General features: G+C 56.6%; 24 protein-coding genes. 21 read left to right on the top strand and 3 right to left on the bottom strand.

The genetic code is table 11. The features are described 5' to 3' along the window. The first annotated feature begins 265 nt into the window (after positions 1-265). The 13 genes from nuoA to nuoN all read left to right on the top strand — a co-directional run bounded on the left by nuoA (position 266) and on the right by nuoN (position 15212). Entirely contained in the window at positions 266-706 is a 441-nt protein-coding gene (gene nuoA, locus ACHHZ6_RS03215; RefSeq protein WP_182272130.1) for an NADH-quinone oxidoreductase subunit NuoA, read from the top strand. Between the two features lie 15 nt (positions 707-721). Next, on the top strand, positions 722-1396 hold the full coding sequence (nuoB, locus tag ACHHZ6_RS03210; RefSeq protein WP_003861482.1) for an NADH-quinone oxidoreductase subunit NuoB: 675 nt from the start codon (positions 722-724) through the stop codon (positions 1394-1396). A gap of 89 nt (positions 1397-1485) precedes the next feature. After that, complete coding sequence (gene nuoC / locus ACHHZ6_RS03205; RefSeq protein ID WP_182272129.1) at positions 1486-3288, top strand: NADH-quinone oxidoreductase subunit C/D; 1803 nt, start codon at positions 1486-1488, stop codon at positions 3286-3288. 2 nt (positions 3289-3290) lie between these two features. After that, positions 3291-3791, top strand: a complete 501-nt coding sequence (gene nuoE, locus ACHHZ6_RS03200; protein WP_006176513.1) for an NADH-quinone oxidoreductase subunit NuoE — start codon at positions 3291-3293, stop codon at positions 3789-3791. Beyond that, entirely contained in the window at positions 3788-5125 is a 1338-nt protein-coding gene (gene nuoF / locus ACHHZ6_RS03195; protein WP_182272128.1) for an NADH-quinone oxidoreductase subunit NuoF, read from the top strand. The genes nuoE and nuoF overlap by 4 nt, the downstream gene beginning before the upstream one ends. Before the next feature lie 56 nt (positions 5126-5181). Continuing rightward, entirely contained in the window at positions 5182-7908 is a 2727-nt protein-coding gene (nuoG, locus tag ACHHZ6_RS03190) for an NADH-quinone oxidoreductase subunit NuoG (protein WP_395121720.1), read from the top strand. Further along, positions 7905-8882, top strand: coding sequence for an NADH-quinone oxidoreductase subunit NuoH (gene nuoH / locus ACHHZ6_RS03185; protein WP_182272126.1), 978 nt, complete (start codon positions 7905-7907; stop codon positions 8880-8882). Before nuoG ends, nuoH begins: the two co-directional genes overlap by 4 nt. A gap of 14 nt (positions 8883-8896) precedes the next feature. Then, positions 8897-9439 carry an NADH-quinone oxidoreductase subunit NuoI gene (nuoI, locus tag ACHHZ6_RS03180; RefSeq protein WP_010433353.1) on the top strand — a complete coding sequence of 181 codons (543 nt, stop codon included), beginning with the start codon at positions 8897-8899 and terminating at the stop codon, positions 9437-9439. A 10-nt stretch (positions 9440-9449) separates the two neighbouring features. Then, positions 9450-10004, top strand: a complete 555-nt coding sequence (gene nuoJ, locus ACHHZ6_RS03175; RefSeq protein WP_063450387.1) for an NADH-quinone oxidoreductase subunit J — start codon at positions 9450-9452, stop codon at positions 10002-10004. Beyond that, positions 10001-10303 carry an NADH-quinone oxidoreductase subunit NuoK gene (nuoK, locus tag ACHHZ6_RS03170; RefSeq protein ID WP_003861496.1) on the top strand — a complete coding sequence of 101 codons (303 nt, stop codon included), beginning with the start codon at positions 10001-10003 and terminating at the stop codon, positions 10301-10303. The genes nuoJ and nuoK overlap by 4 nt, the downstream gene beginning before the upstream one ends. Beyond that, positions 10300-12141 (top strand): NADH-quinone oxidoreductase subunit L, encoded by a 1842-nt coding sequence (gene nuoL, locus ACHHZ6_RS03165; RefSeq protein ID WP_182272125.1) that lies wholly within the window; start codon positions 10300-10302, stop codon positions 12139-12141. Before nuoK ends, nuoL begins: the two co-directional genes overlap by 4 nt. Positions 12142-12217: 76 nt before the next feature. Next, positions 12218-13747, top strand: coding sequence for an NADH-quinone oxidoreductase subunit M (gene nuoM / locus ACHHZ6_RS03160; RefSeq protein WP_182272124.1), 1530 nt, complete (start codon positions 12218-12220; stop codon positions 13745-13747). A 7-nt stretch (positions 13748-13754) separates the two neighbouring features. Then, positions 13755-15212 carry an NADH-quinone oxidoreductase subunit NuoN gene (nuoN, locus tag ACHHZ6_RS03155; RefSeq protein WP_182272123.1) on the top strand — a complete coding sequence of 486 codons (1458 nt, stop codon included), beginning with the start codon at positions 13755-13757 and terminating at the stop codon, positions 15210-15212. A gap of 96 nt (positions 15213-15308) precedes the next feature. Here the strand turns inward: nuoN and ACHHZ6_RS03150 are convergent, their stop codons facing one another. Together ACHHZ6_RS03150 and rnz are read right to left on the bottom strand one after the other, a co-directional pair. After that, positions 15309-16313: a chemotaxis protein gene (locus ACHHZ6_RS03150; RefSeq protein ID WP_182272122.1), complete on the bottom strand. Its 1005-nt coding sequence runs from the start codon at positions 16311-16313 to the stop codon at positions 15309-15311. A gap of 64 nt (positions 16314-16377) precedes the next feature. After that, positions 16378-17295: a ribonuclease Z gene (rnz, locus tag ACHHZ6_RS03145; protein ID WP_395121719.1), complete on the bottom strand. Its 918-nt coding sequence runs from the start codon at positions 17293-17295 to the stop codon at positions 16378-16380. 71 nt (positions 17296-17366) lie between these two features. Here rnz and ACHHZ6_RS03140 point away from each other — a divergent pair, with 71 nt between their 5' ends. The 8 genes from ACHHZ6_RS03140 to menE all read left to right on the top strand — a co-directional run bounded on the left by ACHHZ6_RS03140 (position 17367) and on the right by menE (position 25290). Beyond that, positions 17367-17828: a GNAT family N-acetyltransferase gene (locus ACHHZ6_RS03140; protein ID WP_182272120.1), complete on the top strand. Its 462-nt coding sequence runs from the start codon at positions 17367-17369 to the stop codon at positions 17826-17828. A gap of 53 nt (positions 17829-17881) precedes the next feature. Then, on the top strand, positions 17882-18187 hold the full coding sequence (gene elaB / locus ACHHZ6_RS03135) for a stress response protein ElaB (protein ID WP_182272119.1): 306 nt from the start codon (positions 17882-17884) through the stop codon (positions 18185-18187). Positions 18188-18285: 98 nt separating this feature from the next. Beyond that, entirely contained in the window at positions 18286-19581 is a 1296-nt protein-coding gene (menF, locus tag ACHHZ6_RS03130; RefSeq protein ID WP_395121718.1) for an isochorismate synthase MenF, read from the top strand. A gap of 88 nt (positions 19582-19669) precedes the next feature. Beyond that, entirely contained in the window at positions 19670-21340 is a 1671-nt protein-coding gene (gene menD, locus ACHHZ6_RS03125) for a 2-succinyl-5-enolpyruvyl-6-hydroxy-3-cyclohexene-1-carboxylic-acid synthase (protein ID WP_395121717.1), read from the top strand. Then, a complete protein-coding gene (menH, locus tag ACHHZ6_RS03120) occupies positions 21337-22113 on the top strand; it encodes a 2-succinyl-6-hydroxy-2,4-cyclohexadiene-1-carboxylate synthase (RefSeq protein WP_395121716.1) in 777 nt (258 codons plus the stop codon). Before menD ends, menH begins: the two co-directional genes overlap by 4 nt. Beyond that, positions 22110-22967, top strand: coding sequence for a 1,4-dihydroxy-2-naphthoyl-CoA synthase (gene menB / locus ACHHZ6_RS03115; protein ID WP_014071092.1), 858 nt, complete (start codon positions 22110-22112; stop codon positions 22965-22967). Before menH ends, menB begins: the two co-directional genes overlap by 4 nt. After that, complete coding sequence (gene menC, locus ACHHZ6_RS03110; protein ID WP_395121715.1) at positions 22967-23932, top strand: o-succinylbenzoate synthase; 966 nt, start codon at positions 22967-22969, stop codon at positions 23930-23932. The genes menB and menC overlap by 1 nt, the downstream gene beginning before the upstream one ends. After that, positions 23929-25290, top strand: a complete 1362-nt coding sequence (gene menE / locus ACHHZ6_RS03105; protein WP_182920053.1) for an o-succinylbenzoate--CoA ligase — start codon at positions 23929-23931, stop codon at positions 25288-25290. Before menC ends, menE begins: the two co-directional genes overlap by 4 nt. Here menE and ACHHZ6_RS03100 read toward each other — a convergent pair whose 3' ends face one another. Then, a complete protein-coding gene (locus ACHHZ6_RS03100) occupies positions 25291-26805 on the bottom strand; it encodes a tripartite tricarboxylate transporter permease (protein WP_182918702.1) in 1515 nt (504 codons plus the stop codon).

The following is a 26805-nucleotide window of genomic DNA, read 5'->3' as shown; positions in this document are numbered from 1 at the left end:
CATGCGTTTGACGTAAAGTCTGGAACCCACCAGGGTTAAAGGGCATGAAATGTTAATGGTAATCGTGCGATGTAATTTAATGTGAAGAAACCTTTGTTAAAGTTGACAAAAGGTTATAGAAAGGAGTAAAAAACCACATCATTTTGCTGTCTACGCCCCATTTCCGACAGTTAGTGTAAGGTTATTTGTTCCTCCCCATGAATCGATGTGATGCCCATCTGCCAGCAAGAGCAGTGTCGTCGGTATCACTTTTGATGAGTAAGCAATGAGTATGTCAACATCCACAGAAGTCATCGCTCATCACTGGGCATTCGCAATCTTTCTTATTGTAGCCATTGGCCTGTGCTGCCTGATGTTAGTCGGCGGCTGGTTCCTGGGCGGTCGCGCCCGCGCAAGGCACAAAAACACACCTTTCGAATCAGGTATTGATTCAGTAGGTTCCGCTCGCTTACGCCTGTCTGCCAAGTTCTATCTGGTAGCTATGTTCTTCGTCATCTTTGACGTGGAAGCGCTTTACCTTTTCGCATGGTCTACCTCCATCCGCGAAAGTGGTTGGATAGGCTTTGTCGAGGCCGCAATTTTCATTTTAGTGCTACTGGCCGGTCTGGTTTATCTGGTGCGTATTGGCGCGCTTGACTGGACGCCTGCGCGTTCACGTCGTGAACACATCAACCCGGAAAACAGTATCTCTAATCGTCAGCAGTAACAGCGAGGCAATAAGATGGATTATACGCTCACCCGCATAGATCCTAACGGTGAGAATGACCGTTACCCCCTGCAAAAACAGGAGATCGTAACCGACCCCCTGGAGCAAGAAGTCAATAAAAGCGTGTACATGGGTAAGCTTGAGCATGCCATGCACGATATGGTCAACTGGGGGCGTAAGAACTCCATCTGGCCTTACAACTTTGGCCTTTCTTGCTGCTACGTTGAAATGGTGACGTCATTCACTGCGGTGCATGACGTTGCGCGTTTTGGGGCCGAGGTGCTCCGCGCGTCCCCACGTCAGGCTGACCTGATGGTGGTCGCCGGTACGTGCTTTACCAAGATGGCACCGGTTATTCAGCGTCTTTATGACCAGATGCTCGAGCCTAAATGGGTTATCTCTATGGGCGCTTGCGCGAACTCTGGCGGGATGTACGACATTTATTCCGTCGTGCAGGGCGTTGATAAGTTCATTCCAGTCGACGTTTACATCCCAGGTTGCCCGCCGCGTCCGGAGGCTTACATGCAGGCGCTGATGCTGCTGCAGGAGTCTATCGGTAAAGAGCGCCGCCCACTTTCATGGGTTGTAGGCGATCAGGGTGTGTATCGCGCGAACATGCAGTCTGAGCGCGAGCGTAAACGCGGTGAACGTATTGCAGTCACCAACCTGCGTACGCCTGACGAAATTTAATTTGCGCCTGTTGGCCTGGAGAATACCTTCGCATATCACTACTCAAATAGCGCGAAGCCAGGCTTGACAGTCACCACGGACCATTTGCAATGGTGAACAATATGACCGACTTAACCGCGCAAGAAGCCGCCTGGCAGACCCGGGATCATCTGGATGACCCTGTCATTGGCGAACTGCGCAACCGTTTTGGGCCGGATGCCTTTACTGTTCAGGCCACCCGCACCGGGGTACCCGTTGTCTGGGTGAAGCGTGAACAATTACTGGAAGTTGTCGATTTCCTCAAGAAATTGCCAAAACCTTACGTCATGCTGTTTGACTTACACGGCATGGATGAACGTCTGCGTACGCACCGCCAGGGTCTTCCTGCTGCGGATTTTTCCGTTTTCTACCACCTGATCTCAATAGACCGCAATACGGATATCATGCTCAAGGTGGCATTGTCTGAAAACGACATGCATCTGCCGACGATCACCAAACTTTTCCCGAACGCCAACTGGTATGAGCGTGAAACCTGGGAAATGTTCGGCATGACCTTTGACGGCCACCCACACCTGACGCGCATCATGATGCCGCAGACCTGGACCGGCCACCCGCTGCGTAAAGACTACCCGGCACGTGCAACTGAATTCGACCCGTTTGAGCTGACCAAAGCCAAGCAGGATCTGGAGATGGAAGCACTGACCTTCAAGCCGGAAGACTGGGGCATGAAGCGCGGTACCGACAACGAGGACTTCATGTTCCTCAACCTCGGCCCGAACCACCCATCTGCGCACGGTGCATTCCGTATTATTCTTCAGCTTGATGGCGAAGAGATTGTCGACTGCGTACCGGATATCGGTTACCACCACCGTGGTGCTGAGAAGATGGGCGAGCGCCAGTCCTGGCACAGCTACATTCCGTATACCGACCGTATCGAATACCTCGGCGGTTGCGTAAACGAAATGCCATACGTGCTGGCCGTTGAGAAACTGGCAGGCATCACCACGCCGGATCGCGTTAACGTGATCCGCGTCATGCTGTCTGAACTGTTCCGTATTAACAGCCACCTGCTGTACATCTCCACGTTCATTCAGGACGTTGGCGCGATGACCCCGGTCTTCTTCGCCTTTACCGACCGTCAGAAAATCTACGATCTGGTTGAAGCGATTACCGGCTTCCGTATGCACCCGGCCTGGTTCCGTATCGGTGGTGTCGCACACGATCTGCCGCGCGGTTGGGATCGTCTGCTGCGTGAATTCCTCGACTGGATGCCAAAACGTCTGGCCTCTTACGAGAAAGCCGCACTGCGTAACACCATCCTGAAAGGCCGTTCCCAGGGCGTTGCTGCCTACGGCGCGAAAGAAGCGCTGGAGTGGGGGACAACAGGGGCGGGTCTGCGTGCAACCGGTATTGATTTCGACGTGCGTAAAGCCCGTCCTTACTCTGGCTACGAGAACTTCGACTTTGAAGTCCCGGTTGGCGGCGGTGTATCCGACTGCTACACCCGCGTGATGCTGAAAGTAGAAGAGCTGCGCCAGAGTCTGCGCATCCTTGAGCAGTGCCTCAACAACATGCCGGAAGGCCCGTTCAAAGCGGATCACCCGCTGACCACGCCGCCACCGAAAGAGCGCACGCTGCAACATATCGAAACCCTGATCACCCACTTCCTGCAGGTTTCCTGGGGTCCGGTCATGCCGGCCAATGAATCCTTCCAGATGATTGAAGCGACCAAGGGTATCAACAGCTACTACCTGACCAGTGACGGCAGCACCATGAGCTACCGTACCCGTGTGCGTACGCCAAGCTTCGCGCACCTGCAGCAGATCCCGGCCGCCATTCGCGGCAGTCTGGTCTCCGACCTGATTGTGTATCTGGGTAGTATCGATTTTGTTATGTCAGATGTGGACCGCTAATTATGCACGAGAATCAACAACCACAAACCGAGGCTTTTGAGCTGAGTGAAGCAGAGCGTGCCGCCATTGAGCACGAGATGCACCACTACGAAGACCCGCGTGCGGCGTCCATTGAAGCGCTGAAAATCGTTCAGAAACAGCGTGGTTGGGTGCCGGATGGGGCGATCTATGAGATCGCAAAAGTGCTGGGTATTCCGGCAAGTGATGTAGAAGGTGTAGCCACGTTCTACAGCCAGATCTTCCGTCAGCCGGTAGGCCGCCATGTGATCCGCTATTGTGACAGCGTTGTTTGTCACATTACCGGTTATCAGGGCATTCAGGCGGCAATTGAGAAAAAACTCAATATCAAGCCGGGCCAGACCACGTTCGACGGTCGCTTTACTCTGCTGCCAACCTGCTGCCTGGGTAACTGCGACAAGGGGCCGACCATGATGATTGATGAGGACACTCACAGCCATCTGACGCCGGAAGCCATTCCTGACCTGCTGGAGCAGTACAAATGAAAACTGTAATTCGTACTGCTGAGACTCATCCGCTGACCTGGCGTCTGCGCGATGACAAACAGCCGGTATGGCTCGACGAATACCAAAGCAAAAACGGCTATGCCGGTGCGCGTAAAGCCCTCGGCGGCATGGCACCGGATGAAATCGTTAACGCGGTGAAAGATTCTGGCCTGAAAGGGCGCGGCGGTGCGGGCTTCTCCACCGGTCTGAAGTGGAGCCTGATGCCAAAAGACGAATCCATGAACATCCGTTACCTGCTGTGTAACGCCGATGAAATGGAGCCGGGCACCTATAAAGACCGCCTGCTGATGGAACAGCTGCCACACCTGCTGGTGGAAGGCATGCTGATCTCCGCGTTCGCGCTGAAAGCGTACCGTGGTTACATCTTCCTGCGCGGTGAATACATCGAAGCGGCAGAAAACCTGCGCCGCGCGATCGCCGAAGCCACCGAAGCGGGCCTGCTGGGTAAAAATATCCTGGGCACCGGTTTTGACTTCGAACTGTTCGTGCACACCGGGGCAGGGCGTTATATCTGTGGTGAAGAAACCGCGCTGATTAACTCCCTGGAAGGCCGCCGTGCGAACCCGCGTTCCAAGCCACCGTTCCCGGCAAGCTCCGGCGTGTGGGGCAAACCGACCTGCGTCAACAACGTCGAAACCCTGTGTAACGTTCCGGCAATCCTCGCTAACGGCGTGGAGTGGTATCAGGGCATCTCTGCAAGCAAAGATGCTGGTACCAAGCTGATGGGCTTCTCCGGTCGCGTGAAAAACCCTGGCGTCTGGGAACTGCCGTTCGGTACTACCGCGCGTGAAATTCTTGAAGACTATGCTGGCGGCATGCGTGACGGTCTGAAATTCAAAGCCTGGCAGCCGGGTGGGGCAGGGACAGACTTCCTGACCGAAGCCCACCTTGACCTGCCAATGGAATTCGAAAGCATTGGTAAAGCAGGTAGCCGTCTGGGTACGGCGCTGGCGATGGCCGTCGACCATGAGATCGGCATGGTATCGCTGGTGCGTAACCTGGAAGAGTTCTTCGCCCGCGAGTCCTGCGGCTGGTGTACACCATGCCGTGATGGTCTGCCGTGGAGCGTGAAGATCCTCCGTGCTATTGAACGTGGCGAAGGTCAGCCTGGCGATATCGAGACACTTGAGCAACTGTGTCGATTCCTGGGCCCAGGTAAAACCTTCTGTGCCCACGCACCCGGTGCCGTCGAGCCACTGCAGAGCGCGATTAAATATTTCCGCGATGAATTCGAAGCAGGCATCAAGCAGCCGTTCAGCAATACCCATGCAATCAATGGTATTCAGCCGAACCTGCTGAAAACGCGCTGGTAACGACAAGAATTTTGATTAACGCTCAGACATAGTCTGAGCCAACTGGAAGCATGCTAATGGCTACGATTCATGTAGACGGCAAAGAATATGAGGTCAACGGGGCGGACAACCTGCTGGAAGCTTGTCTGTCGCTCGGCCTTGATATTCCGTACTTTTGCTGGCATCCGGCGCTGGGCAGCGTCGGTGCTTGCCGCCAGTGTGCGGTGAAGCAATATCAGAACGCGGAAGACACGCGTGGTCGCCTGGTGATGTCCTGTATGACGCCAGCCACCGAAGGCACTTTTATTTCGATTGATGACGAAGAAGCCAAACAGTTCCGCGAAAGCGTGGTGGAATGGTTGATGACCAACCACCCACACGACTGTCCGGTCTGTGAAGAGGGCGGTAACTGCCACCTTCAGGATATGACCGTAATGACCGGTCACAGCTTCCGTCGCTATCGCTTTACCAAACGTACCCACCGTAACCAGGATCTGGGGCCGTTCATCTCTCACGAAATGAACCGCTGCATCGCCTGCTACCGCTGCGTGCGTTACTACAAAGACTACGCAGACGGTCAGGATCTGGGCGTGTATGGCGCGCATGACAACGTCTACTTCGGTCGTCCGGAAGACGGTACGCTTGAAAGCGAATTCTCCGGTAACCTGGTAGAAATCTGCCCGACTGGCGTATTCACCGATAAAACCCACTCCGAGCGTTACAACCGTAAGTGGGACATGCAGTTTGCGCCAAGCATCTGCCAGCAGTGCTCGCTGGGCTGTAACACCAGCCCGGGTGAACGCTACGGCGAACTGCGTCGTATCGAAAACCGTTACAACGGTACCGTTAACCACTACTTCCTGTGCGACCGCGGTCGTTTCGGCTATGGCTATGTGAACCTGAAAGACCGTCCGCGTCAGCCGGTTCAGCGCCGCGGCGATGACCTGATCACCCTGAACGCTGAACAGGCGATGCAGGGCGCGGCAGATATTCTGCGCCAGTCGAAGAAGGTGATCGGTATCGGCTCCCCGCGCGCCAGCATCGAAAGCAACTTCGCGTTGCGCGAGCTGGTAGGGGCGGAAAACTTCTATACCGGTATCGCCCAGGGCGAGCAGGAACGTCTGCAACTGGTACTGAAAGTGCTGCGCGAAGGTGGTATTCATACCCCTGCGCTGCGCGAAATCGAATCTTATGATGCGGTTCTGGTGCTGGGTGAAGACCTGACTCAGACCGGCGCTCGCGCTGCCCTGGCGGTTCGTCAGGCGGTGAAAGGTAAAGCGCGTGAAATGGCGGCAGCCCAGAAAGTGGCTGACTGGCAGATTGCAGCAATCCTGAATATCGGTCAGCGCGCCAAACACCCACTGTTTGTGACTAACGTCGACAACACCCGTCTGGATGATATCGCCGCGTGGACTTACTGCGCACCGGTTGAAGATCAGGCGCGTCTTGGTTTTGCGATTGCGCACGCACTGGACAACAACTCTCCGGCCGTTGAAGGCCTGGATCGCGACCTGAAAAATAAGGTTGACGTGATTGTTCAGGCGCTGGCAGGGGCGAAGAAACCGCTGATTATTTCCGGGACTAACGCCGGTAGCGCGGAGATCGTTCAGGCGGCAGCAAACGTTGCTAAAGCTCTGAAAGGCCGTGGTGCGGACGTTGGCGTAACCATGATTGCCCGTGCGGTGAACAGCATCGGTCTGGGTATGATTGGCGGCGGTTCTCTGGAAGCGGCGTTAAGCGAACTGGAATCCGGTGCTGCTGACGCCGTTGTGGTGCTGGAAAACGACCTGCATCGCCATGCCTCTGCGGCACGCGTTGACGCAGCGCTCGCAAAAGCGCCGCTGGTGATGGTTATTGACCATCAGCGCACAGCCATTATGGACAAAGCGCACCTGGTGCTCTCTGCGGCAAGCTTCGCAGAAAGCGACGGTACGGTTATCAACAACGAAGGCCGCGCGCAGCGTTTCTTCCAGGTTTATGACCCTGCGTACTACGACAGCAACACGGTGATGCTGGAAAGCTGGCGCTGGCTGCACTCTTTGCACAGCACCGTGCAGAGCCGTGAAGTGGACTGGACGCAGCTTGACCACGTTATCGATGCGGTAGCTGAAAAACTGCCTCAGCTGGCGGCGATTAAAGATGCGGCACCTGACGCAAGCTTCCGTATTCGCGGTCAGAAACTGGCGCGTGAACCGCACCGTTACAGCGGTCGTACCGCCATGCGTGCCAATATCAGTGTGCATGAACCTCGTCAGCCGCAGGATAAAGACACGATGTTTGCCTTCTCAATGGAAGGGAACAACCAGCCGTCTGCACCGCGCTCTCAGGTTCCGTTCGCATGGGCTCCGGGCTGGAACTCCCCACAGGCATGGAACAAATTCCAGGCTGAAGTGGGCGGCTCCCTGCGTCACGGTGATCCGGGCGTGCGTCTGATTGAAGCCTCCGAAACCGGTCTGGACTTCTTCGCCACCGTTCCGGCGAGCTTCCAGGCACAGGTTGGTAGCTGGCGTATTGCGCCGTACTACCATCTGTTTGGTAGCGACGAGTTGTCCCAGCGTTCTCCGGTCTTCCAGCAGCGTATGCCGCAGCCGTACATCAAGCTCAACCCGGCAGATGCCGCTAAGCTTGGCGTCAACGCGGGCGCGAACATTGCCTTTAGCTACGATGGCCAGACAATCAGCCTGCCGCTGATTATCTCCGAAGGTCTGACTGCAGGGCAGGTTGGTTTACCGATGGGTATGCCTGGCATCGCGCCGGTACTGGCGGGTGCGCGTCTTGATAACCTGCAGGAGGCAAAAGCATGAGTTGGTTAACGCCGGATCTTATCGACATCCTGCTGAGCATTCTGAAAGCAATTGTCATTCTGCTGGTGGTGGTCACCTGCGGCGCGTTCATGAGCTTTGGTGAACGTCGTCTGCTCGGTCTGTTCCAGAACCGTTACGGACCGAACCGCGTGGGCTGGGGTGGTTCACTCCAGCTGGTCGCGGACATGATCAAGATGTTCTTTAAAGAGGACTGGATCCCGCGCTTCTCGGATCGCGTGATCTTTACTCTGGCACCGATGATCGCCTTTACCTCGCTGCTGCTGGCGTTTGCTATCGTTCCTGTCAGCCCGACCTGGGTTGTGGCTGACCTGAACATCGGCATTCTGTTCTTCCTGATGATGGCAGGCCTCGCGGTATACGCGGTGCTGTTTGCAGGCTGGTCCAGTAACAACAAATACTCGCTGTTGGGTGCAATGCGTGCTTCCGCGCAGACGCTCAGCTACGAAGTGTTCCTGGGTCTTTCCCTGATGGGCGTGGTGGCGCAGGCCGGTTCATTCAACATGACCGACATCGTCAACAACCAGGCCGACATCTGGAACGTCATCCCGCAGTTCTTTGGTTTCATTACCTTTGCTATCGCGGGCGTGGCGGTGTGTCACCGTCACCCGTTTGACCAGCCAGAAGCCGAACAGGAACTGGCCGACGGTTACCACATTGAATATTCCGGTATGAAGTTCGGTCTGTTCTTCGTGGGCGAGTACATTGGTATCGTCACCATTTCCGCGTTGATGGTAACGCTGTTCTTTGGTGGCTGGCATGGCCCGTTCTTACCGCCGTTCATCTGGTTCGCGCTGAAAACCGCGTTCTTCATGATGATGTTCATTTTGATTCGTGCGTCGTTACCGCGTCCTCGTTATGACCAGGTAATGTCCTTCGGCTGGAAAGTTTGCCTGCCGCTGACGCTCGTCAACTTGCTGGTAACGGCGGCTGTCATTCTCTGGCAGCAGCCATAAGGGGCTTTGAGATCATGACCTTAAAAGAATTATTGGTAGGCTTCGGCACCCAGGTACGCAGTATCTGGATGATCGGCCTGCACGCGTTTGCCAAACGCGAAACCCAGATGTACCCGGAAGAGCCGGTATATCTGCCGCCGCGCTACCGTGGCCGTATCGTGCTGACGCGCGACCCGGACGGTTCGGAGCGTTGCGTTGCCTGTAACCTGTGTGCGGTAGCGTGTCCGGTGGGCTGTATCTCTCTGCAGAAAGCAGAGACGGTAGATGGCCGCTGGTACCCTGAGTTCTTCCGCATCAACTTCTCACGCTGCATCTTCTGCGGTCTGTGTGAAGAAGCGTGCCCAACCACGGCGATTCAGCTGACTCCAGACTTCGAGCTGGGTGAGTACAAGCGTCAGGATCTGGTGTACGAGAAAGAGGATCTGCTGATTTCCGGTCCGGGCAAATACCCGGAATATAACTTCTACCGGATGGCGGGTATGGCAATCGACGGCAAAGATAAGGGCGAAGCAGAGAACGAAGCTAAGCCTATCGACGTCAAGAGCCTGTTACCGTAAGGAGAGGGCAATGGAATTCGCTTTTTATATCTGTGGCCTCATCGCCATCCTGGCCACGTTGCGAGTGATTACGCACACCAATCCGGTGCATGCGCTGCTGTATTTAATCATTTCGCTGCTGGCTATTTCCGGGGTGTTCTTTGCGCTGGGCGCGCACTTTGCCGGTGCGCTGGAAATCATCGTCTACGCTGGTGCCATCATGGTGCTGTTCGTCTTCGTGGTAATGATGCTGAATCTGGGCGGCTCTGAAATTGAGCAGGAACGTCAGTGGTTAAAACCGCAGGTGTGGATTGGCCCGGCAATTTTGTCGGCCATCATGCTGGTGGTGATTGTTTACGCCATTCTGGGCGTTAACGATCAGGGCATCGACGGTACGCCAATCAGCGCTAAAGCAGTCGGTATTACGCTGTTTGGCCCATACGTTCTGGCGGTTGAACTGGCCTCCATGCTGCTGCTGGCAGGTCTGGTTGTGGCCTTCCACGTTGGCCGCGAAGAGCGTGCTGGCGAGGTGCTGAGCAACCGCACTGACGACCGCGCGAAAAGAAAAACGGAGGAACGCGCATGATCCCCTTAACACATGGACTGATCCTCGCTGCGATTTTATTCGTTCTCGGCTTAACCGGTCTGGTCATCCGCCGCAATCTGCTGTTTATGCTGATCGGTCTGGAAATCATGATCAACGCTTCCGCGCTGGCCTTCGTGGTCGCCGGTAGCTACTGGGGCCAGACCGATGGTCAGGTGATGTACATTCTTGCTATCAGCCTCGCGGCTGCCGAAGCGAGTATTGGCCTGGCGCTGTTACTGCAGCTCCATCGTCGCCGCCAGAACCTGAACATCGATTCAGTAAGTGAGTTGCGTGGATGAACATGCTTGCCTTAACCATTATTTTTCCGCTGATTGGCTTCGTGCTGCTGGCGTTTTCTCGTGGCCGCTGGTCTGAGAATCTGTCTGCAACCGTTGGCATTGGCTCTATCGGTCTGGCTGCGCTGGTGACAGCGTATGCAGGTATCGACTTCTTCAACAACGGCAAGCAGCCTTTCAGCGTGCCGCTGTGGACCTGGATGTCGGTCGGTGATTTCAACATCGGTTTTAACCTGGTGCTGGATGGTCTGTCTCTGACCATGCTCTCCGTGGTAACCGGCGTGGGCTTCCTGATCCACATGTTTGCCTCCTGGTATATGCGCGGTGAAGAGGGTTACTCCCGCTTCTTCGCCTACACCAACCTGTTTATCGCGAGCATGGTCGTTCTGGTGCTGGCCGATAACCTGCTGCTGATGTATCTGGGCTGGGAAGGCGTGGGTCTGTGTTCTTACCTGCTGATCGGTTTCTACTACACCGATCCGAAGAATGGCGCAGCGGCCATGAAGGCGTTCATCGTGACCCGTGTGGGTGACGTGTTCCTCGCCTTCGCACTGTTCATTCTCTACAATGAACTGGGCACGCTGAACTTCCGCGAAATGGTGGAACTGGCACCGGCTCACTTCGCGGCAGGCAACAATATGCTGATGTGGGCAACGCTGATGCTGCTGGGTGGTGCTGTGGGTAAATCCGCACAGCTGCCGTTGCAGACATGGCTGGCAGACGCGATGGCGGGTCCAACCCCGGTCTCCGCGCTGATCCACGCAGCAACCATGGTGACCGCGGGTGTTTACCTGATTGCGCGTACTCATGGCCTGTTCCTGATGACTCCGGAAATTCTGCATCTGGTGGGTATCGTCGGTGCGGTTACGCTGGTGCTGGCAGGCTTTGCCGCGCTGGTTCAGACCGACATCAAACGCGTTCTCGCATACTCCACCATGAGCCAGATTGGTTACATGTTCCTGGCCCTGGGTGTTCAGGCGTGGGACGCGGCGATTTTCCACCTGATGACGCATGCGTTCTTTAAAGCGCTGCTGTTCCTCTCATCCGGTTCCGTGATCCTGGCCTGCCATCACGAGCAGAACATCTTCAAAATGGGCGGACTGCGTAAGTCCATCCCGCTGGTGTATGTCTGCTTCCTGGTGGGCGGCGCGGCGCTGGCGGCATTGCCGCTGATTACCGCGGGCTTCTTCAGTAAGGACGAAATCCTTGCGGGTGCCATGGCGAATGGTCATATCAATCTGATGGTTGCGGGTCTGGTCGGTGCGTTCATGACCTCCCTGTATACCTTCCGTATGATTTTCATCGTATTCCACGGTAAAGAACAAATTCACGCTCACGCAGGGAAGGGGATTACCCACCACCTGCCGCTGATTGTGCTGCTGGTACTGTCCACCTTCGTTGGCGCGATGATTGTGCCACCGCTGCAGGGCGTACTGCCAGACACCACCGAGCTTGAGCACGGTCGCGTTCTGACGCTTGAAATCACCTCTGGTGTGGTCGCTCTTGCGGGCATCCTGATTGCAGCATGGCTGTGGCTGGGTAAACGTACGCTGGTGACATCTGTTGCCAACAGTGCGCCAGGCCGTCTGCTGGGCACCTGGTGGTACAACGCATGGGGCTTCGACTGGCTGTACGATATGATTTTCGTCAAGCCGTTCCTGGGTATTGCGTGGCTGCTGAAGCGCGACCCACTGAACGCCATGATGAATATTCCGGCGATCCTGTCCCGCTTTGCAGGTAAAGGCCTGCTGTTCAGCGAGAACGGTTATCTGCGCTGGTATGTGGCGTCTATGAGCATCGGTGCGGTTGTCGTGCTGGCGCTGCTGATGGTGTTGCGTTGATCGTTAAGTGAATTTTATTCGAATTCGTTGAAAATCAGGCCCCTGCTGGGGGCCTTAAAAAGGAATGTAAATCGCCATGTTACTACCCTGGCTAATATTAATTCCCTTCATCGGCGGCTTCCTGTGCTGGCAGACTGAACGCTTTGGCGTGAAGATGCCGCGCTGGATCGCGCTGATCACTATGGGATTGACGCTCGCGCTTGGTCTGCAACTGTGGTTGCAGGGTGGCTACTCTCTGACTCAGTCTGCGGGTATTCCGCAGTGGCAGTCTGAATTCGTTCTGCCGTGGATCCCACGTTTCGGCATTACGATTCACCTGGCCATTGACGGTCTGTCACTGCTGATGGTGGTGCTGACCGGTCTGCTCGGCGTTCTGGCGGTACTGTGCTCCTGGCGAGAAATCGAAAAATACCAGGGCTTCTTCCACCTGAACCTGATGTGGATCCTGGGCGGCGTTATCGGCGTGTTCCTTGCCATCGACATGTTCCTGTTCTTCTTCTTCTGGGAGATGATGCTGGTGCCGATGTACTTCCTGATCGCGCTGTGGGGCCACAAGGCATCCGACGGTAAAACGCGTATCACGGCGGCAACCAAGTTCTTCATCTATACCCAGGCGAGCGGTCTGGTGATGCTGATTGCGATCCTGGCGCTGGTATTTGTTCATCACAACGCCACCGGCGTCTGGACCTTCAACTATGAAGATCTGCTGAAGACTCCGATGTCTCACGGTGTTGAATACCTGCTGATGCTGGGCTTCTTCATCGCTTTCGCGGTGAAAATGCCGGTGGTTCCACTGCACGGCTGGCTGCCAGATGCGCACTCCCAGGCACCAACGGCGGGTTCCGTTGACCTGGCGGGCATTTTGCTGAAAACCGCGGCCTACGGTCTGCTGCGTTTCGCTCTGCCGCTGTTCCCGAACGCTTCCGCTGAGTTCGCTCCGATTGCCATGTGGCTGGGTGTGATTGGTATCTTCTACGGTGCCTGGATGGCGTTTACGCAGTACGACATCAAACGCCTTATCGCGTACACCTCCGTTTCCCACATGGGCTTCGTGCTGATTGCTATCTACACCGGCAGCCAGCTGGCGTACCAGGGCGCGGTTATTCAGATGATTGCGCACGGTCTGTCTGCAGCCGGTCTCTTCATCCTGAGCGGTCAGCTGTACGAACGTCTGCACACCCGTGACATGCGTATGATGGGTGGCCTGTGGGGCAAAATGAAATGGCTGCCAGCGATGTCTATGTTCTTCGCGGTTGCCACTCTGGGTATGCCTGGCACCGGTAACTTCGTTGGCGAATTCATGATTCTGTTCGGCAGCTTCAAGGTTGTTCCGGCAATTACCGTGATCTCCACGTTTGGTCTGGTGTTCGCTTCCGTTTACTCGCTGGCGATGCTGCACCGTGCTTACTTCGGTAAAGCGAAGAGCGAAATTGCTGCACAAGAACTGCCGGGGATGTCGCTGCGTGAGCTGTTCATCATCCTGCTGCTGGTCGTACTGCTGGTGCTGTTGGGCTTCTTCCCGCAGCCGATTCTGGATACCTCGCATTCCGCGATGAGCAATATCCAGCAGTGGTTTGTTAATTCTGTTTCTACTACAAGGCAGTAATTCGCTCATGACTTTAACTCCACAACAACTGATCGCGCTGCTACCGCTGCTGATCGTCGGATTGACGGTGGTGGTTGTGATGCTCTCCATTGCGTGGCGACGCAATCACTTCCTGAATGCGACCCTGTCCGTTCTGGGCCTGAACGCTGCGTTGGTTTCTCTCTGGTTTGTTGGCCAGGCAGGGGCGATGGATGTCACCCCGCTGATGCGTGTTGACGGTTATGCCATGCTGTACACCGGTCTGGTGCTGCTGGCGAGCCTGGCAACCTGTACCTTCGCGTACCCGTGGCTCGAAGGCTACAACGACAACAAAGAAGAGTTTTACCTGCTGGTACTGATTGCCGCACTGGGCGGCATTCTGCTGGCGAATGCGAACCACCTGGCTGCGCTGTTCCTCGGTATTGAGCTTATCTCTCTGCCGCTGTTCGGCCTGATTGGTTACGCCTTCCGTCAGAAGCGTTCTCTGGAAGCGAGTATCAAGTACACGATCCTGTCTGCGGCTGCATCGTCCTTCCTGCTGTTCGGTATTGCGCTGCTGTATGCACAGTCCGGTAACCTCTCCTTCGTGGCGCTCGGTAAGAGCCTCGGCGACGGCATGCTGCACGAACCGCTGCTGCTGGCGGGTCTGGGCATGATGATTGTCGGTCTCGGCTTTAAACTGTCTCTGGTTCCGTTCCACCTGTGGACGCCAGACGTATACCAGGGTGCTCCGGCTCCGGTTTCCACCTTCCTGGCGACGGCGAGCAAAATCGCTATCTTCGGCGTGGTGATGCGTCTGTTCCTGTACGCTCCGGTGGGTGATAGCGAAGCGGTTCGCGTAGTGCTGGGCATTATCGCATTTGCTTCCATCATCTTCGGTAACCTGATGGCGCTGAGCCAGACCAACATCAAACGTCTGCTGGGCTACTCCTCTATCTCTCACCTGGGCTACCTGCTGGTGGCGTTGATTGCGCTGCAGAGCGGTGAGATGTCGATGGAAACCGTTGGTGTGTATCTGGCCGGTTATCTGTTCAGCAGCCTCGGCGCGTTCGGCGTAGTGAGCCTGATGTCCAGCCCGTACCGTGGTCCGGATGCGGATTCACTGTTCTCCTACCGTGGTCTGTTCTGGCACCGTCCGATTCTGTCCGCGGTAATGACCGTGATGATGCTCTCTCTGGCGGGTATCCCGATGACGCTGGGCTTTATCGGTAAGTTCTACGTGCTGGCTGTTGGTGTGCAGGCGCACCTGTGGTGGCTGACCGCTGCGGTGGTTATTGGCTCCGCGATTGGTCTGTACTACTACCTGCGCGTTGCCGTGAGCCTGTACCTGAGCGCGCCTCAGCAGCTCAACCGCGATGCACCAACCAACTGGCAGTACAGCGCCGGGGGGATTGTGGTGCTGATCTCCGCGCTGCTGGTGCTGATCTTCGGTATCTACCCGCAGCCGCTGATCACCATCGTGCAACACGCGATGCCGCTGATGTAAGGCGAAAGCAAAAAACCCGCCTCGGCGGGTTTTTTTATGCTTTTCGCCCTCTCCCTGTGGGAGAGGGCCGGGGGGAGGGCACCAGCCCGCACGAACTTAAGCCAGCTGCTTCCTGCTAATCAGCGGCCCGTCAATCTTCTTCATCGAACGGTCCAGCACTTCCTCAATCACCGATGACAGCTCGTTCAGCTCAAACTTCGCTACGTAACCGTCGGCCTTCACCTTACGAATATGGTCTTCGTTGGCGTTGCCAGACAGAGAAGAGTGGATCACCACCGGAATATCTTTCAGTACCGGGTCAGTTTTGATTTTGCGCGTCAGCGTAAAACCGTCCATCTCCGGCATTTCGAGGTCGGTCAGTACCAGGGCGATTTTATCGGTGATTGGCACACCTTCTGCCTGAGCCTGTGCCGCCAGGACACCGATTTTTTCCCACGCGTCTTTACCGGTGATATGCAGTTGCGCCGGGATTTCCATCGCTTCCAGACCTTTTTCCAGCATCGAGCGCGCCACTTTGGAATCTTCCGCGACAATCGCGACGGCACCTGGCTTAATGTTGAATTTGGTGGTCTTCAGATTGGTGGCGTGCAAATCGTGATTGGCCGGCGTGATGTCATACAGGATCTGCTCAACGTCCAGCACCATTGCCAGATCGTTGGTATCAGTCTTTTCGTCCAGGCAGGCAATACTGGTGATGTAACGTCCGCTGACGGCGGTTTCTGCGGCGTGAACCTGCTTCCAGTCCAGACGCATAATATTTTCGACAGACTCCACGGCAAACGCCTGTACGCTGCGGGCATATTCCGTGATCAGCAGAATGTTCAGTCCGGTTGTTGGCTTGCAACCGGCGACAGCGGCCAGGTCAATTACCGGGATCACTTGATCGCGAATATTGACCATCCCCATCAGTGGTGACTTCATGCCAGCGGGTTTTGTGAACTCCGGCATTGGCACAATTTCTCGCAGCTTAAAGACGTTAATGCCAAACAGTTCGGATTTGTTTTCGTTCAGAGAGGTGCCGAGGCGAAACAGCAACAGTTCAAAACGGTTCGACAGGGTGAGATTCGCCCTGTCATCAATATCTTTCTGGAAATTATCCATTCTACCCTCAAGTGAAATGCTGGCCTTTTAATCGTTATCGGCATCCTGAGGAAAAAATGAAGGACTAAACGCTGACCTGAGTGAAATCTTCGGCCAGCTCACATTCTGAGAACAGCTCCCGGCATTCCGCCAGCAGGCTTTCACAGCCCCGGGCGTCATAGCGCGAGCTGACATGGGTGATGATCAATTTCCCGACGTCCGCTTCACGGGCAAGCTGTGCGGCCTGACGCGTTGAGCTATGACCGCGACCGTTAGCTTTCTCTTCCATCGCCGTTTCCAGCGTGGCTTCATGCACCATCACATCCACTCCCCGGGCCAGATGGAGGGCGGATGGGCAAGGTGCTGTGTCGCCGAAAATCGCCAGTTTCTTACCCGGCTGTGGCGCGGAAAGGTAATCCCGCCCGTTTACCCTTCGTCCGTCTTCCAGCGTGACGGTATCGCCCAGCTTCAGACGCTGGAACAGCGGTCCGGGCTTAACGCCATCGGCCATGAGCGCGGCAGCGTTAAGCGTACCTGGTTTGTCATATTCCTCTATGCGGTAGCCGTAGCACTCCACCGGGTGGTTAAGCGGCTGGACAGCGATTTTATAAAACCCATCGTCATAGACCCAGCCTTCGGCAATCTCAACCACTTCCAGCGGATAATCTGTCCACGAACCGCTCAGGCGCAGCGTGGTGTCAACAAATTCACGAATACCCGCAGGCCCGTAAATGGTCAGGGGGTTGGGGTTCCCGGCCATCGAGCGGCTGCACAGCAGGCCAGGCAGGCCGAACAGGTGATCGCCATGCAGATGGGTGATAAAGATTTTATCCAGCTTACCCGGGTGGTAAGTGGTGCGTAACAGCTGATGCTGTGTTCCTTCGCCGCAGTCAAATAGCCACAACCCGCCACGGGTTGGGTGCTGCAAATCCAGCAGGATCGCGGTCACATTCCGTGAGCGGGTTGGCACGCCAGCAGACGTACCCAGAAAAATCAGTTCCATAACGCAATCAGCCCTTTGCCGAATGGGGAGGGGTCTAGTATAACGTGAGGAAACCCAGGAAGGAGACAGACATGATCCAGTGGCAAGATTTACACCATAGTGAACTGACTATTCATTCCCTTTATGCGCTGCTCAAACTGCGTTGCGAAGTGTTTGTTGTCGAGCAAACCTGTCCGTACCAGGACATCGATGGTGATGACCTGCTCGGGGAAAACCGCCATATCCTCGGCTGGCGGGATAACGAACTGGTCGCGTATGCGAGGATCCTGAAAAGTGAGGACGATTTTGAGCCTGTCGTCATTGGCCGCGTCATCATCAGCGGCCGCGCACGGGGTGAAAAACTGGGTTATCAGCTGATGGAGAAAACCCTGGATGCCTGCCAAAAACAGTGGCCGGACAAGGCGTTATATCTGGGGGCGCAGGCGCACCTACAGCCCTTCTATGGTCACTTCGGGTTTACTCCTGTGACGGACGTGTATGACGAAGATGGCATTCCACACATCGGAATGGCGCGGGAGATGAAGCAGGCGTAATGATGTGTGGTTGGCTATAGTTAGCGGACTGGTGTACTAACATGGAGAAAAATATGTCATTTCAATCCTGGGATACCCGTATCGATGACGACCTCGCCTTGCTGAGCGAAACCCTGGAAGAGGTGTTGCGTTCGTCGGGCGATCCGGCCGACCAGAAGTATATCGAGCTAAAAGAGCGCGCCGAAAAGGCACTGCATGAGGTGAAATCACGCGTCAGCCAGGCGTCCGATACCTATTACTACCGTGCAAAACGTGCGGTTTACCGTACCGATGACTACGTACATGAAAACCCCTGGCATAGTATTGGCGTTGGTGCAGCCGTTGGGCTGGTGCTTGGGTTGCTTTTAGCTCGCCGCTAATGTGTTGATGCAAACCGTTAACCGCTCCCTATACATGGGTACTGCTATTTATGGTCAGTACCCCGTATAATATGAGGTTTTAACAGGGAGAGGTTCGCGTGCATTCGATTTCCATCGCGCTGGAACGTCTGCGCAGTCAGCTTGCGCATGCGTTACCTGCTACAGCGGGTTTATGCCATTTCGACGTCTCTTTCCCGTTAAACGACGCGTTTGACCCTCTGGCCTGGTTAGGCGTTCAGTCCTGTTACCCTCAGTTTTACTGGCAGCAGCGTAACGGTGATGAGGAACTGGCCGCACTCGGTGCCGTCACCCATTTTTCATTCCTGGCCTCTGCTTCGCGGTTTTTACACACGCACAATGCGGCACATGACACCCGAATCTGCGGCCTTAACGCCTTTAACCCGGAGCAGGGCAGTCTGTTTTTACCGCGTCTGCTCTGGCGGCGTTTTGCCGGGGTTGCCACCTTACGCCTTCAGCTGTGGAGCGACAGCTCGCTCCAGGACGATGCCCGCGCCGCGCTGGACTTTTTACAACAGCTCCGTGATGCCAGACCGATTCGCCCGCTGTCGGTTCAGGTTATGCAGGAAACGCATCAGCCGCAAAAATCAGAATGGTTACGTCTTATCCGCCAGGCAACAGAGACCATCGCCCGCGGCGATTTTGAAAAGGTGGTGCTCGCCAGGGCAACCGATTTGCAGTTCAATCAGCCGGTTAACGCTGTCGCATTGATGGCGGCGAGTCGCGCCCTGAATTTAAACTGCTACCATTTCTGCATGGTATTCGATGCCGGTAACGCTTTTCTCGGCTCCACGCCCGAACGACTGTGGCGGCGTCGCGGTACGTTATTGCGTACCGAGGCTCTGGCGGGAACAGTGAGCAGCCATAGCGATGATAAACAGGCGCAGCGTCTGGGCGAATGGCTGATGAAAGACGACAAAAATCAGCGTGAAAATATGCTGGTCGTGGAGGATATCTGCGAGCGATTACAACACCATACCCATACGCTGGAGGTGTTGCCAGCTCAGGTTGTGCGGCTGCGTAAGGTGCAGCATTTGCGTCGCTGCATCTGGACTGAGCTAAAACATGCGGATGATGAACAATGTCTGCATGTTCTGCAGCCAACGGCTGCCGTCGCCGGGCTGCCGCGCCAGGCGGCGCGTGAGTTTATTCATCGCGTTGAACCCTTCGACCGCGAGTGGTACGCCGGATCTGCCGGGTATTTATCGCCCGACCAAAGTGAGTTCTGCGTGGCATTACGCTCTGCGCGCGTCCACGACGCTGCGCTGCGGCTCTACGCCGGGGCGGGAATTGTCAGCGGGTCTGACCCGGAACAAGAGTGGCAGGAGATAGAAAACAAAGCCGCTGGGCTGCGTTCTCTGCTCCTTAGGGATTAATACTGATTCGTGCATTCCCGATTCATATCAAAATTCCAAATTTTTCTATTATTTATACTGTGTCGCATTCTTGATACCGGACAATCTCATGTCAGTAAGTTCTTTTAACCGACGCTGGGCGACGGTGATCCTTGAAGCCCTGACTCGCCGTGGCGTCAGGCACGTGTGTATTGCACCGGGCTCTCGCTCCACACCGCTGACGCTGGCGGCGGCTGAAAACCGGGCATTTATTCACCACACCCATTTTGATGAACGCGGCCTGGGCCATCTGGCGTTAGGCCTGGCGAAAGTCAGTAAAGAACCGGTGGCGGTGATTGTCACCTCCGGCACGGCGGTTGCGAACCTCTATCCGGCAATTATTGAAGCCGGGTTAACCGGTGAAAAACTGATCGTACTGACGGCTGACCGCCCACCAGAGCTTATCGACTGTGGTGCCAATCAGGCCATTCGTCAGCCGGGCATCTTTGCCTCGCACCCCTCACAGACGGTGTCGTTACCTCGCCCGACTCAGGACATTCCGGCACGCTGGCTGGTGTCGACGCTCGATCACGCAATGGAGACATTGCGCAGCGGTGCACTGCATATCAACTGTCCGTTTGCCGAGCCACTGTACGGCGAAATGGACGACACAGGTCTTGACTGGCAGCACGCCCTCGGTGACTGGTGGCACGACGAAAAACCGTGGCTGCGCGAACAGACGCATCTGGAAAGTGCAAAACAACGCGACTGGTTCTTCTGGCGACAAAAGCGCGGCGTGATTATTGCCGGGCGTATGAGTGCTGCAGAAGGCAAGCTGGTTGCGGAATGGGCGCAAACCCTCGGCTGGCCACTGATTGGCGACGTCCTTTCCCAGACGGGTCAACCTCTGCCCTGCGCCGACCTCTGGTTGGGTAACATAAAAGCGGTGACAGAGCTTTCACAGGCACAGATTGTGGTTCAACTGGGGGCGAGTCTGACCGGTAAGCGGTTACTCCAGTGGCAGGCGGCCTGCGAGCCGGAGGAGTACTGGCTGGTCGATCCGCTGGAAGGGCGGCTCGATCCGGCGCACCACCGCGGTCGCCGTCTGGTCAGCGAGATTGACGCCTGGCTTGCCCTGCATCCGGCTGAAAAACGCAAACCCTGGGCGGTTGAAGTCCCGGAACTTTCACGTCAGGCGTGGGAGCTCACCAAAGCGCAGTGCGAAGGTTTTGGTGAAGCAGAGCTGGCGCACCGAATTCGTCAGTATCTGCCAGAGCAAGGGCAGCTGTTTGTCGGCAATAGTCTGGTGGTGCGTCTGATTGATGCGTTCTCGAAGCTGCCTGCGGGTTATCCGGTTTACAGCAACCGTGGTGCCAGCGGCATTGACGGGCTGATCTCTACGGCGGCAGGTGTTCAGCGCGCCAGTGCGAAATCGACGCTGGCTGTCGTGGGCGATCTCTCCGCGCTGTATGACCTTAATTCGCTGGCGTTGCTGCGTCAGGTCTCGGCACCGTTTGTGCTGATAGTGGTCAACAACAATGGTGGGCAGATTTTCTCCCTGTTGCCAACGCCGCAGAGCGAACGTGAGCGCTTCTACCTGATGCCGCAGAACGTGCAGTTCGAACATGCTGCAGCGATGTTCAGCCTGAAATACCATCGCCCGGAAAACTGGGAAGCGCTGGATGCTGCACTGAGCACTGCCTGGCGACAGCCGGGGGCAACACTCATTGAGCTGGTGGTGAACGATTCAGACGGCGCACAACGGTTGCAAACCCTGCTGGCACAGGTAAGCCATCTGTGATCCTCTCTGGAGTGCAACAGCCCGGAAAGCCAGGCTACCCCTGGCTGGTCTTTTTGCACGGTTTTTCCGGGGATTGTCGTGAATGGCAGACAGTCGGGGAGACGCTCAGCGATTATCCCCGGTTATACCTCGATCTGCCTGGACACGGTGGCTCTGCCGGTATTGCTGTGACGGGGTTCGACGCGATGAGCAATGTACTCACCCGAACCCTGCTTAGTTACAACATACTTAACTACTGGCTGGTGGGGTACTCCCTCGGTGGCCGCATTGCGATGTTCCATGCCTGTCAGCAGCCAGCTGGGCTGTGCGGTGTGGTGGTGGAAGGCGGACATCCAGGCCTGCAGGATGCCGATGCGCGACGTATTCGGCTCGGCTCCGATCGGCACTGGGCAACGCGTTTTCGCACTGAAGCGCTGGGTAACGTCTTCACCGACTGGTATCAACAGCCCGTGTTTGCTTCCCTGACGGACATGCAGCGCAGGGCGCTTGTTACCCTGCGCAGCCAGAACAGCGGCACGATGCTGGCGATGATGCTTGAGGCTACCTCACTGGCCGTGCAGCCAGATTTACGTGCGGCGCTGAGCACGCGCGATTTCCCTTTTTACTATTTATATGGTGAACGTGATGAAAAGTTCGCGGCCATTGCTGCGGAACTGAACGCCATGCGCCATGTGATCCCTCATGCCGGACACAACGCCCACCGGGAAAATCCGGGGGCAGTTGCCGCGAGTCTGGCTCAGATACTGCGTCTTCGAATAAAGGACACTCTATGATCTATCCTGATGAACAAATGCTGTATGCACCGGTTGAATGGCAAGACTGCTCTGAAGGCTACACCGACATTCGTTACCATAAATCCGCGGACGGCATTGCCAAAATCACCATCAACCGTCCGCAGGTGCGTAACGCGTTTCGCCCGTTGACCGTAAAAGAGATGATTCAGGCGCTGGCAGATGCGCGCTACGACGACAACATTGGCGTGATCGTTCTGACCGGTGAAGGTGACAAAGCGTTCTGCTCCGGTGGCGATCAGAAAGTACGCGGCGACTACGGCGGATATCAGGATGACGCGGGTACGCATCACCTGAACGTGCTCGATTTCCAGCGCCAGATCCGCACCTGTCCAAAACCAGTTGTGGCGATGGTGGCTGGTTACTCCATTGGTGGCGGCCACGTGCTGCATATGATGTGTGACCTGACCATTGCCGCAGAAAACGCTATCTTCGGCCAGACCGGCCCGAAAGTGGGTTCCTTCGACGGCGGTTGGGGTGCCTCTTATATGGCGCGCATTGTCGGGCAGAAAAAAGCCCGTGAAATCTGGTTCCTGTGCCGTCAGTACAACGCCCAGGAAGCGCTGGACATGGGCCTGGTTAACACCGTGGTACCGATTGCCGACCTCGAAAAAGAGACCGTGCGCTGGTGTCGTGAGATGCTGCAAAACAGCCCTATGGCATTGCGTTGCCTGAAGGCCGCCCTGAACGCCGACTGCGATGGTCAGGCGGGTCTGCAGGAGCTGGCGGGTAATGCCACCATGCTGTTCTACATGACCGAAGAGGGTCAGGAAGGACGCAACGCGTTTAACGAAAAACGCCAGCCGGACTTCAGCAAATACAAACGGAACCCGTAATGCGTCGCGCGCAGGTTTACCGCTGGCAGATACCGATGGACGCGGGCGTGGTGCTGCGTGAACGGCGGTTAAAAACCCGTGACGGTGTGTTTATCCACCTGCAGCAGGATGGGCAGGAAGGGTGGGGGGAGATCTCGCCCCTGCCGGGCTTTAGCCTGGAGACACTGGAGGAGGCTCAGGCCGAACTGATGGCGTGGGCGAGCGAATGGCGCGAAGGGGCTAACCCAGCGCTGCCAGATGTGCCTTCTGTAGCTTTTGGCATCAGCTGCGCACTGGCGGAGCTTGACGGTAGTTTGCCTGAAAAGGCGAATTACCGTGCCGCACCGCTCTGTACCGGCGATCCGGATGAGCTGTTCGCGCTGCTTTCCGCCATGCCAGGTGAGAAAGTGGCGAAAATCAAAGTCGGCCTCTACGAGGCGGTGCGTGACGGCATGGTGGCGAACTTGCTGCTGGAAGCGATCCCTGACCTGCACCTGCGTCTGGATGCCAACCGCGCCTGGACGCCGCTCAAGGCGCAGCAGTTCGCCAAATACGTCAACCCTGCATACCGCAACCGTATTGCGTTTCTGGAAGAACCGTGCAAAACCCGTGAGGACTCCCGCGTTTTTGCCCGTGAAACGGGTATTGCTATCGCCTGGGATGAAAGTCTGCGTGAGACTGATTTCGAGTTCGTCGCTGAACCGGGCGTCAGTGCGGTGGTCATTAAACCGACGCTGACCGGCAGTCTGGCGAAAGTGCGCGAGCAGGTGGCTGCAGCCCATGCGTTAGGGTTGACGGCGGTGATCAGTTCGTCCATCGAATCCAGCCTTGGGCTGACACAGCTGGCACGCATTGCCGCGTGGTTAACGCCGGATACCCTGCCTGGCCTGGACACGCTGAACCTGATGCAAACCCAGCTTATCCGCCAGTGGCCGGACAGTACGCTGCCGTGTCCTGGCGTTGAGGCGCTGGAGCCGCTGTGGTGAGTTTTACCGACTGGCCGTGGCGGCACTGGCGCGCACAATGCCCAGGGAAACCGGCGCTGCGCCTGGACGAAGAGACGCTCACCTGGCAACAACTGGGCGATCGCGTGGATGGCCTTGCAGCAGGTTTTCACCATCAGGGTGTGCAGGAAGGTGATGGTGTCATGCTGCTCGCCCACAACCACCCGCAGACGTTGCTCGCGTGGCTGGCACTGCTCCAGTGTGGGGCGCGTATTCTTCCGGTTAACCCACAGCTACCGCGTCCGTTGCTGGACGTGTTGCTGCCGCAGATGACGCTGCGCTTTGCGCTGGTGCTGGACGGCATCTACGAAGGGCTTACTGCGTTGCAGATGGCCGCACAGCCAGGCGAATATGTCGCGTCGTGGCAGCCGGAGCGGTTGGCCTCCATGACGCTGACGTCCGGCTCTACCGGGTTGCCTAAGGCGGCGGTGCATACCTGTGCAGCACACCTTGCCAGTGCCAAAGGTGTTCTGGCGCTGATGCCTTACCGTGATAACGATGACTGGCTGCTGTCACTGCCGCTTTTTCATGTCTCCGGTCAGGGCATTTTATGGCGCTGGCTGCAGGCTGGTGCGCGGTTAACCGTACGCGAAAAACAACCCCTGGAGCAGGCGCTGCAGGGGTGTACTCACGCCTCGCTGGTGCCGACGCAGCTCTGGCGTCTGCTCAATGCGAACCAGCGTATCGCGCTGAAAGCTGTGCTGCTTGGCGGCGCGGCGATCCCCGTTGAACTCACGCAAAAGGCCCGCGAGCAGGGCATTCGTACTTTCTGTGGCTACGGTCTGACGGAGTTTGCTTCCACCGTGTGTGCCAAAGAGGCAGACGGTGAGCCGGATGTCGGCTGTGCGCTACCGGGCAGAAATGTGCAGGTAGTGGAAGGGGAAATCTGGCTTAATGCGCAAAGCATGGCTGCAGGCTACTGGCGGGATGGGGCGTTGCTTCCGCTGACGAATGCGCAGGGCTGGTTTGCCACCCGCGATCGCGGTGAACTGCGCGATGGCCGCCTGACGATCCTCGGGCGTATGGATAATCTCTTTTTCAGCGGTGGGGAGGGGATCCAGCCAGAAACGCTTGAGCGTGTCATTGCCACCCATCCGCAGATAAACCAGGTGTTCATCGTCCCGCTGGACGACGCTGAATTCGGCCAGCGCCCTGTTGCGGTGGTGGAGTGTGAACCGGGAACGGACATTACGCTGTTTCCTGACTGGGTTCGGGATAAGCTGGCGCGTTTTCAGCAGCCGGTGCGCTGGCTGGCACTACCGGCCGGGCTAAAAAATGGCGGGATTAAAATATCCCGCCAGGCGTTAACACAGTGGGTGAATGATCAGTCGAAGGGGTAATCACCCCCCTTCCGGCTGCGGTTTGCGCTGGCGTCTGCGCAACAGGCGCAACACCGGCGGCACCACAATCACCATTATCGCCATCGCCAGCAGCACTTTCGCCACGCTACTGTCCCACAGAATCGACAGGTTGCCGTTGCTGATGGAGAGGGCGCGGCGCAGGTTTTGTTCCAGCATTTCCCCCAGCACAAAACCTAAAATCAGCGGTGACATCGGGAAGTGCATCTTGCGCAGGATGTAGCCCAGCACGCCAAGAAGCACCATCAGCACCAGATCGAACGTGGTGCTGTGTACTGCATATACCCCGACGGCAGAAACGGCTGCGATGGCGGGAACCAGGAACCACAGCGGAATGGTCAACATGCGGGTGAACAGGCCAATCAGCGGGATGTTCATCACCAGCAACATCACGTTGGCGATCAGCAACGCAGCAATCAGACCCCAGACAATATCCGGCTGTTCAGTAAACATCGCCGGGCCGGGGGTGATGTTATAGAGCGTCAGTGCGCCCATCATCACCGCTGTGGTACCAGAGCCCGGTACACCAAGCGTCAACATCGGAATAAATGAACCGCAGGCCGAGGCATTATTGGCCGCTTCCGGGGCGGCGACGCCACGAATATCCCCTTTGCCGAAGCTGTCGCTATTGCCGCTGAGCTTTTTCTCGGTCATGTAGGTGATGGCGCTGGCAATGGTGGCTCCGGCACCGGGTAAAATACCAACGAAGAAGCCAATGACTGACGAGCGCAGCGTCGTGGCAATGCACTGCGCTCCCTCTCTGGCATTAAAAAGCATCCGCCCGGTTTTACGTACCAGCGTTTGCCCGCTGCTGGTATGCTCCAGCATCAGTAAGATTTCCGAGACCGAGAACAAACCAATCACGACAACGATAAACTGCACGCCATCGGACAGGTGAACGCTGTCGAAGGTAAAACGATAAACCCCGGTGTTGGCATCCACTCCGACGGTGGCTAGCCCTAAGCCAATCAGCGCAGATAAAAACGATTTCAGTGGGTTTTGCGCCATCATGCTGCCGAGACAGGCAATAGCGAACACCATCAGTGCAAAATATTCTGCAGGGCCAAACGCCAGTGACCACTGGGCCAGCGCAGGGGCGAACAGAATGATGCCGCCAATGGCGATAAGCGACCCGAAGAATGAGCTGACGGCAGAAATAGAGAGCGCCACGCCGCCGCGTCCCTGTTGCGCCATCGGGTAACCGTCCAGCGCGGTCATAATGGCCGCTGCATCGCCTGGCACGTTCAGCAGGATCGACGAGATGCGGCCACCGTATTCGCAGCCGATGTAGACCGTTGCCAGCAGGATCAGTGCGGATTCCGCAGGCAGGTGCAGGGCAAACGCCAGCGGCAGCAGGATCGCGACGCCGTTAATTGGCCCCAGGCCAGGCAACAGGCCCACAATCGTTCCGACAAAGCAGCCGATCAGGGCAATCACCAGGTTTTCCGGGGTCATCGCCACAGCGAACCCCTGAGAGAGATAAATCCAGGTATCCAT

This window comes from Enterobacter cloacae complex sp. 2024EL-00214 (assembly GCF_043945575.1).
GTDB lineage: Bacteria > Pseudomonadota > Gammaproteobacteria > Enterobacterales > Enterobacteriaceae > Enterobacter > Enterobacter cloacae_P.
Note: the sequence above shows the minus strand (reverse complement) of the source record. Positions and strands in the feature narration are given on the sequence as shown.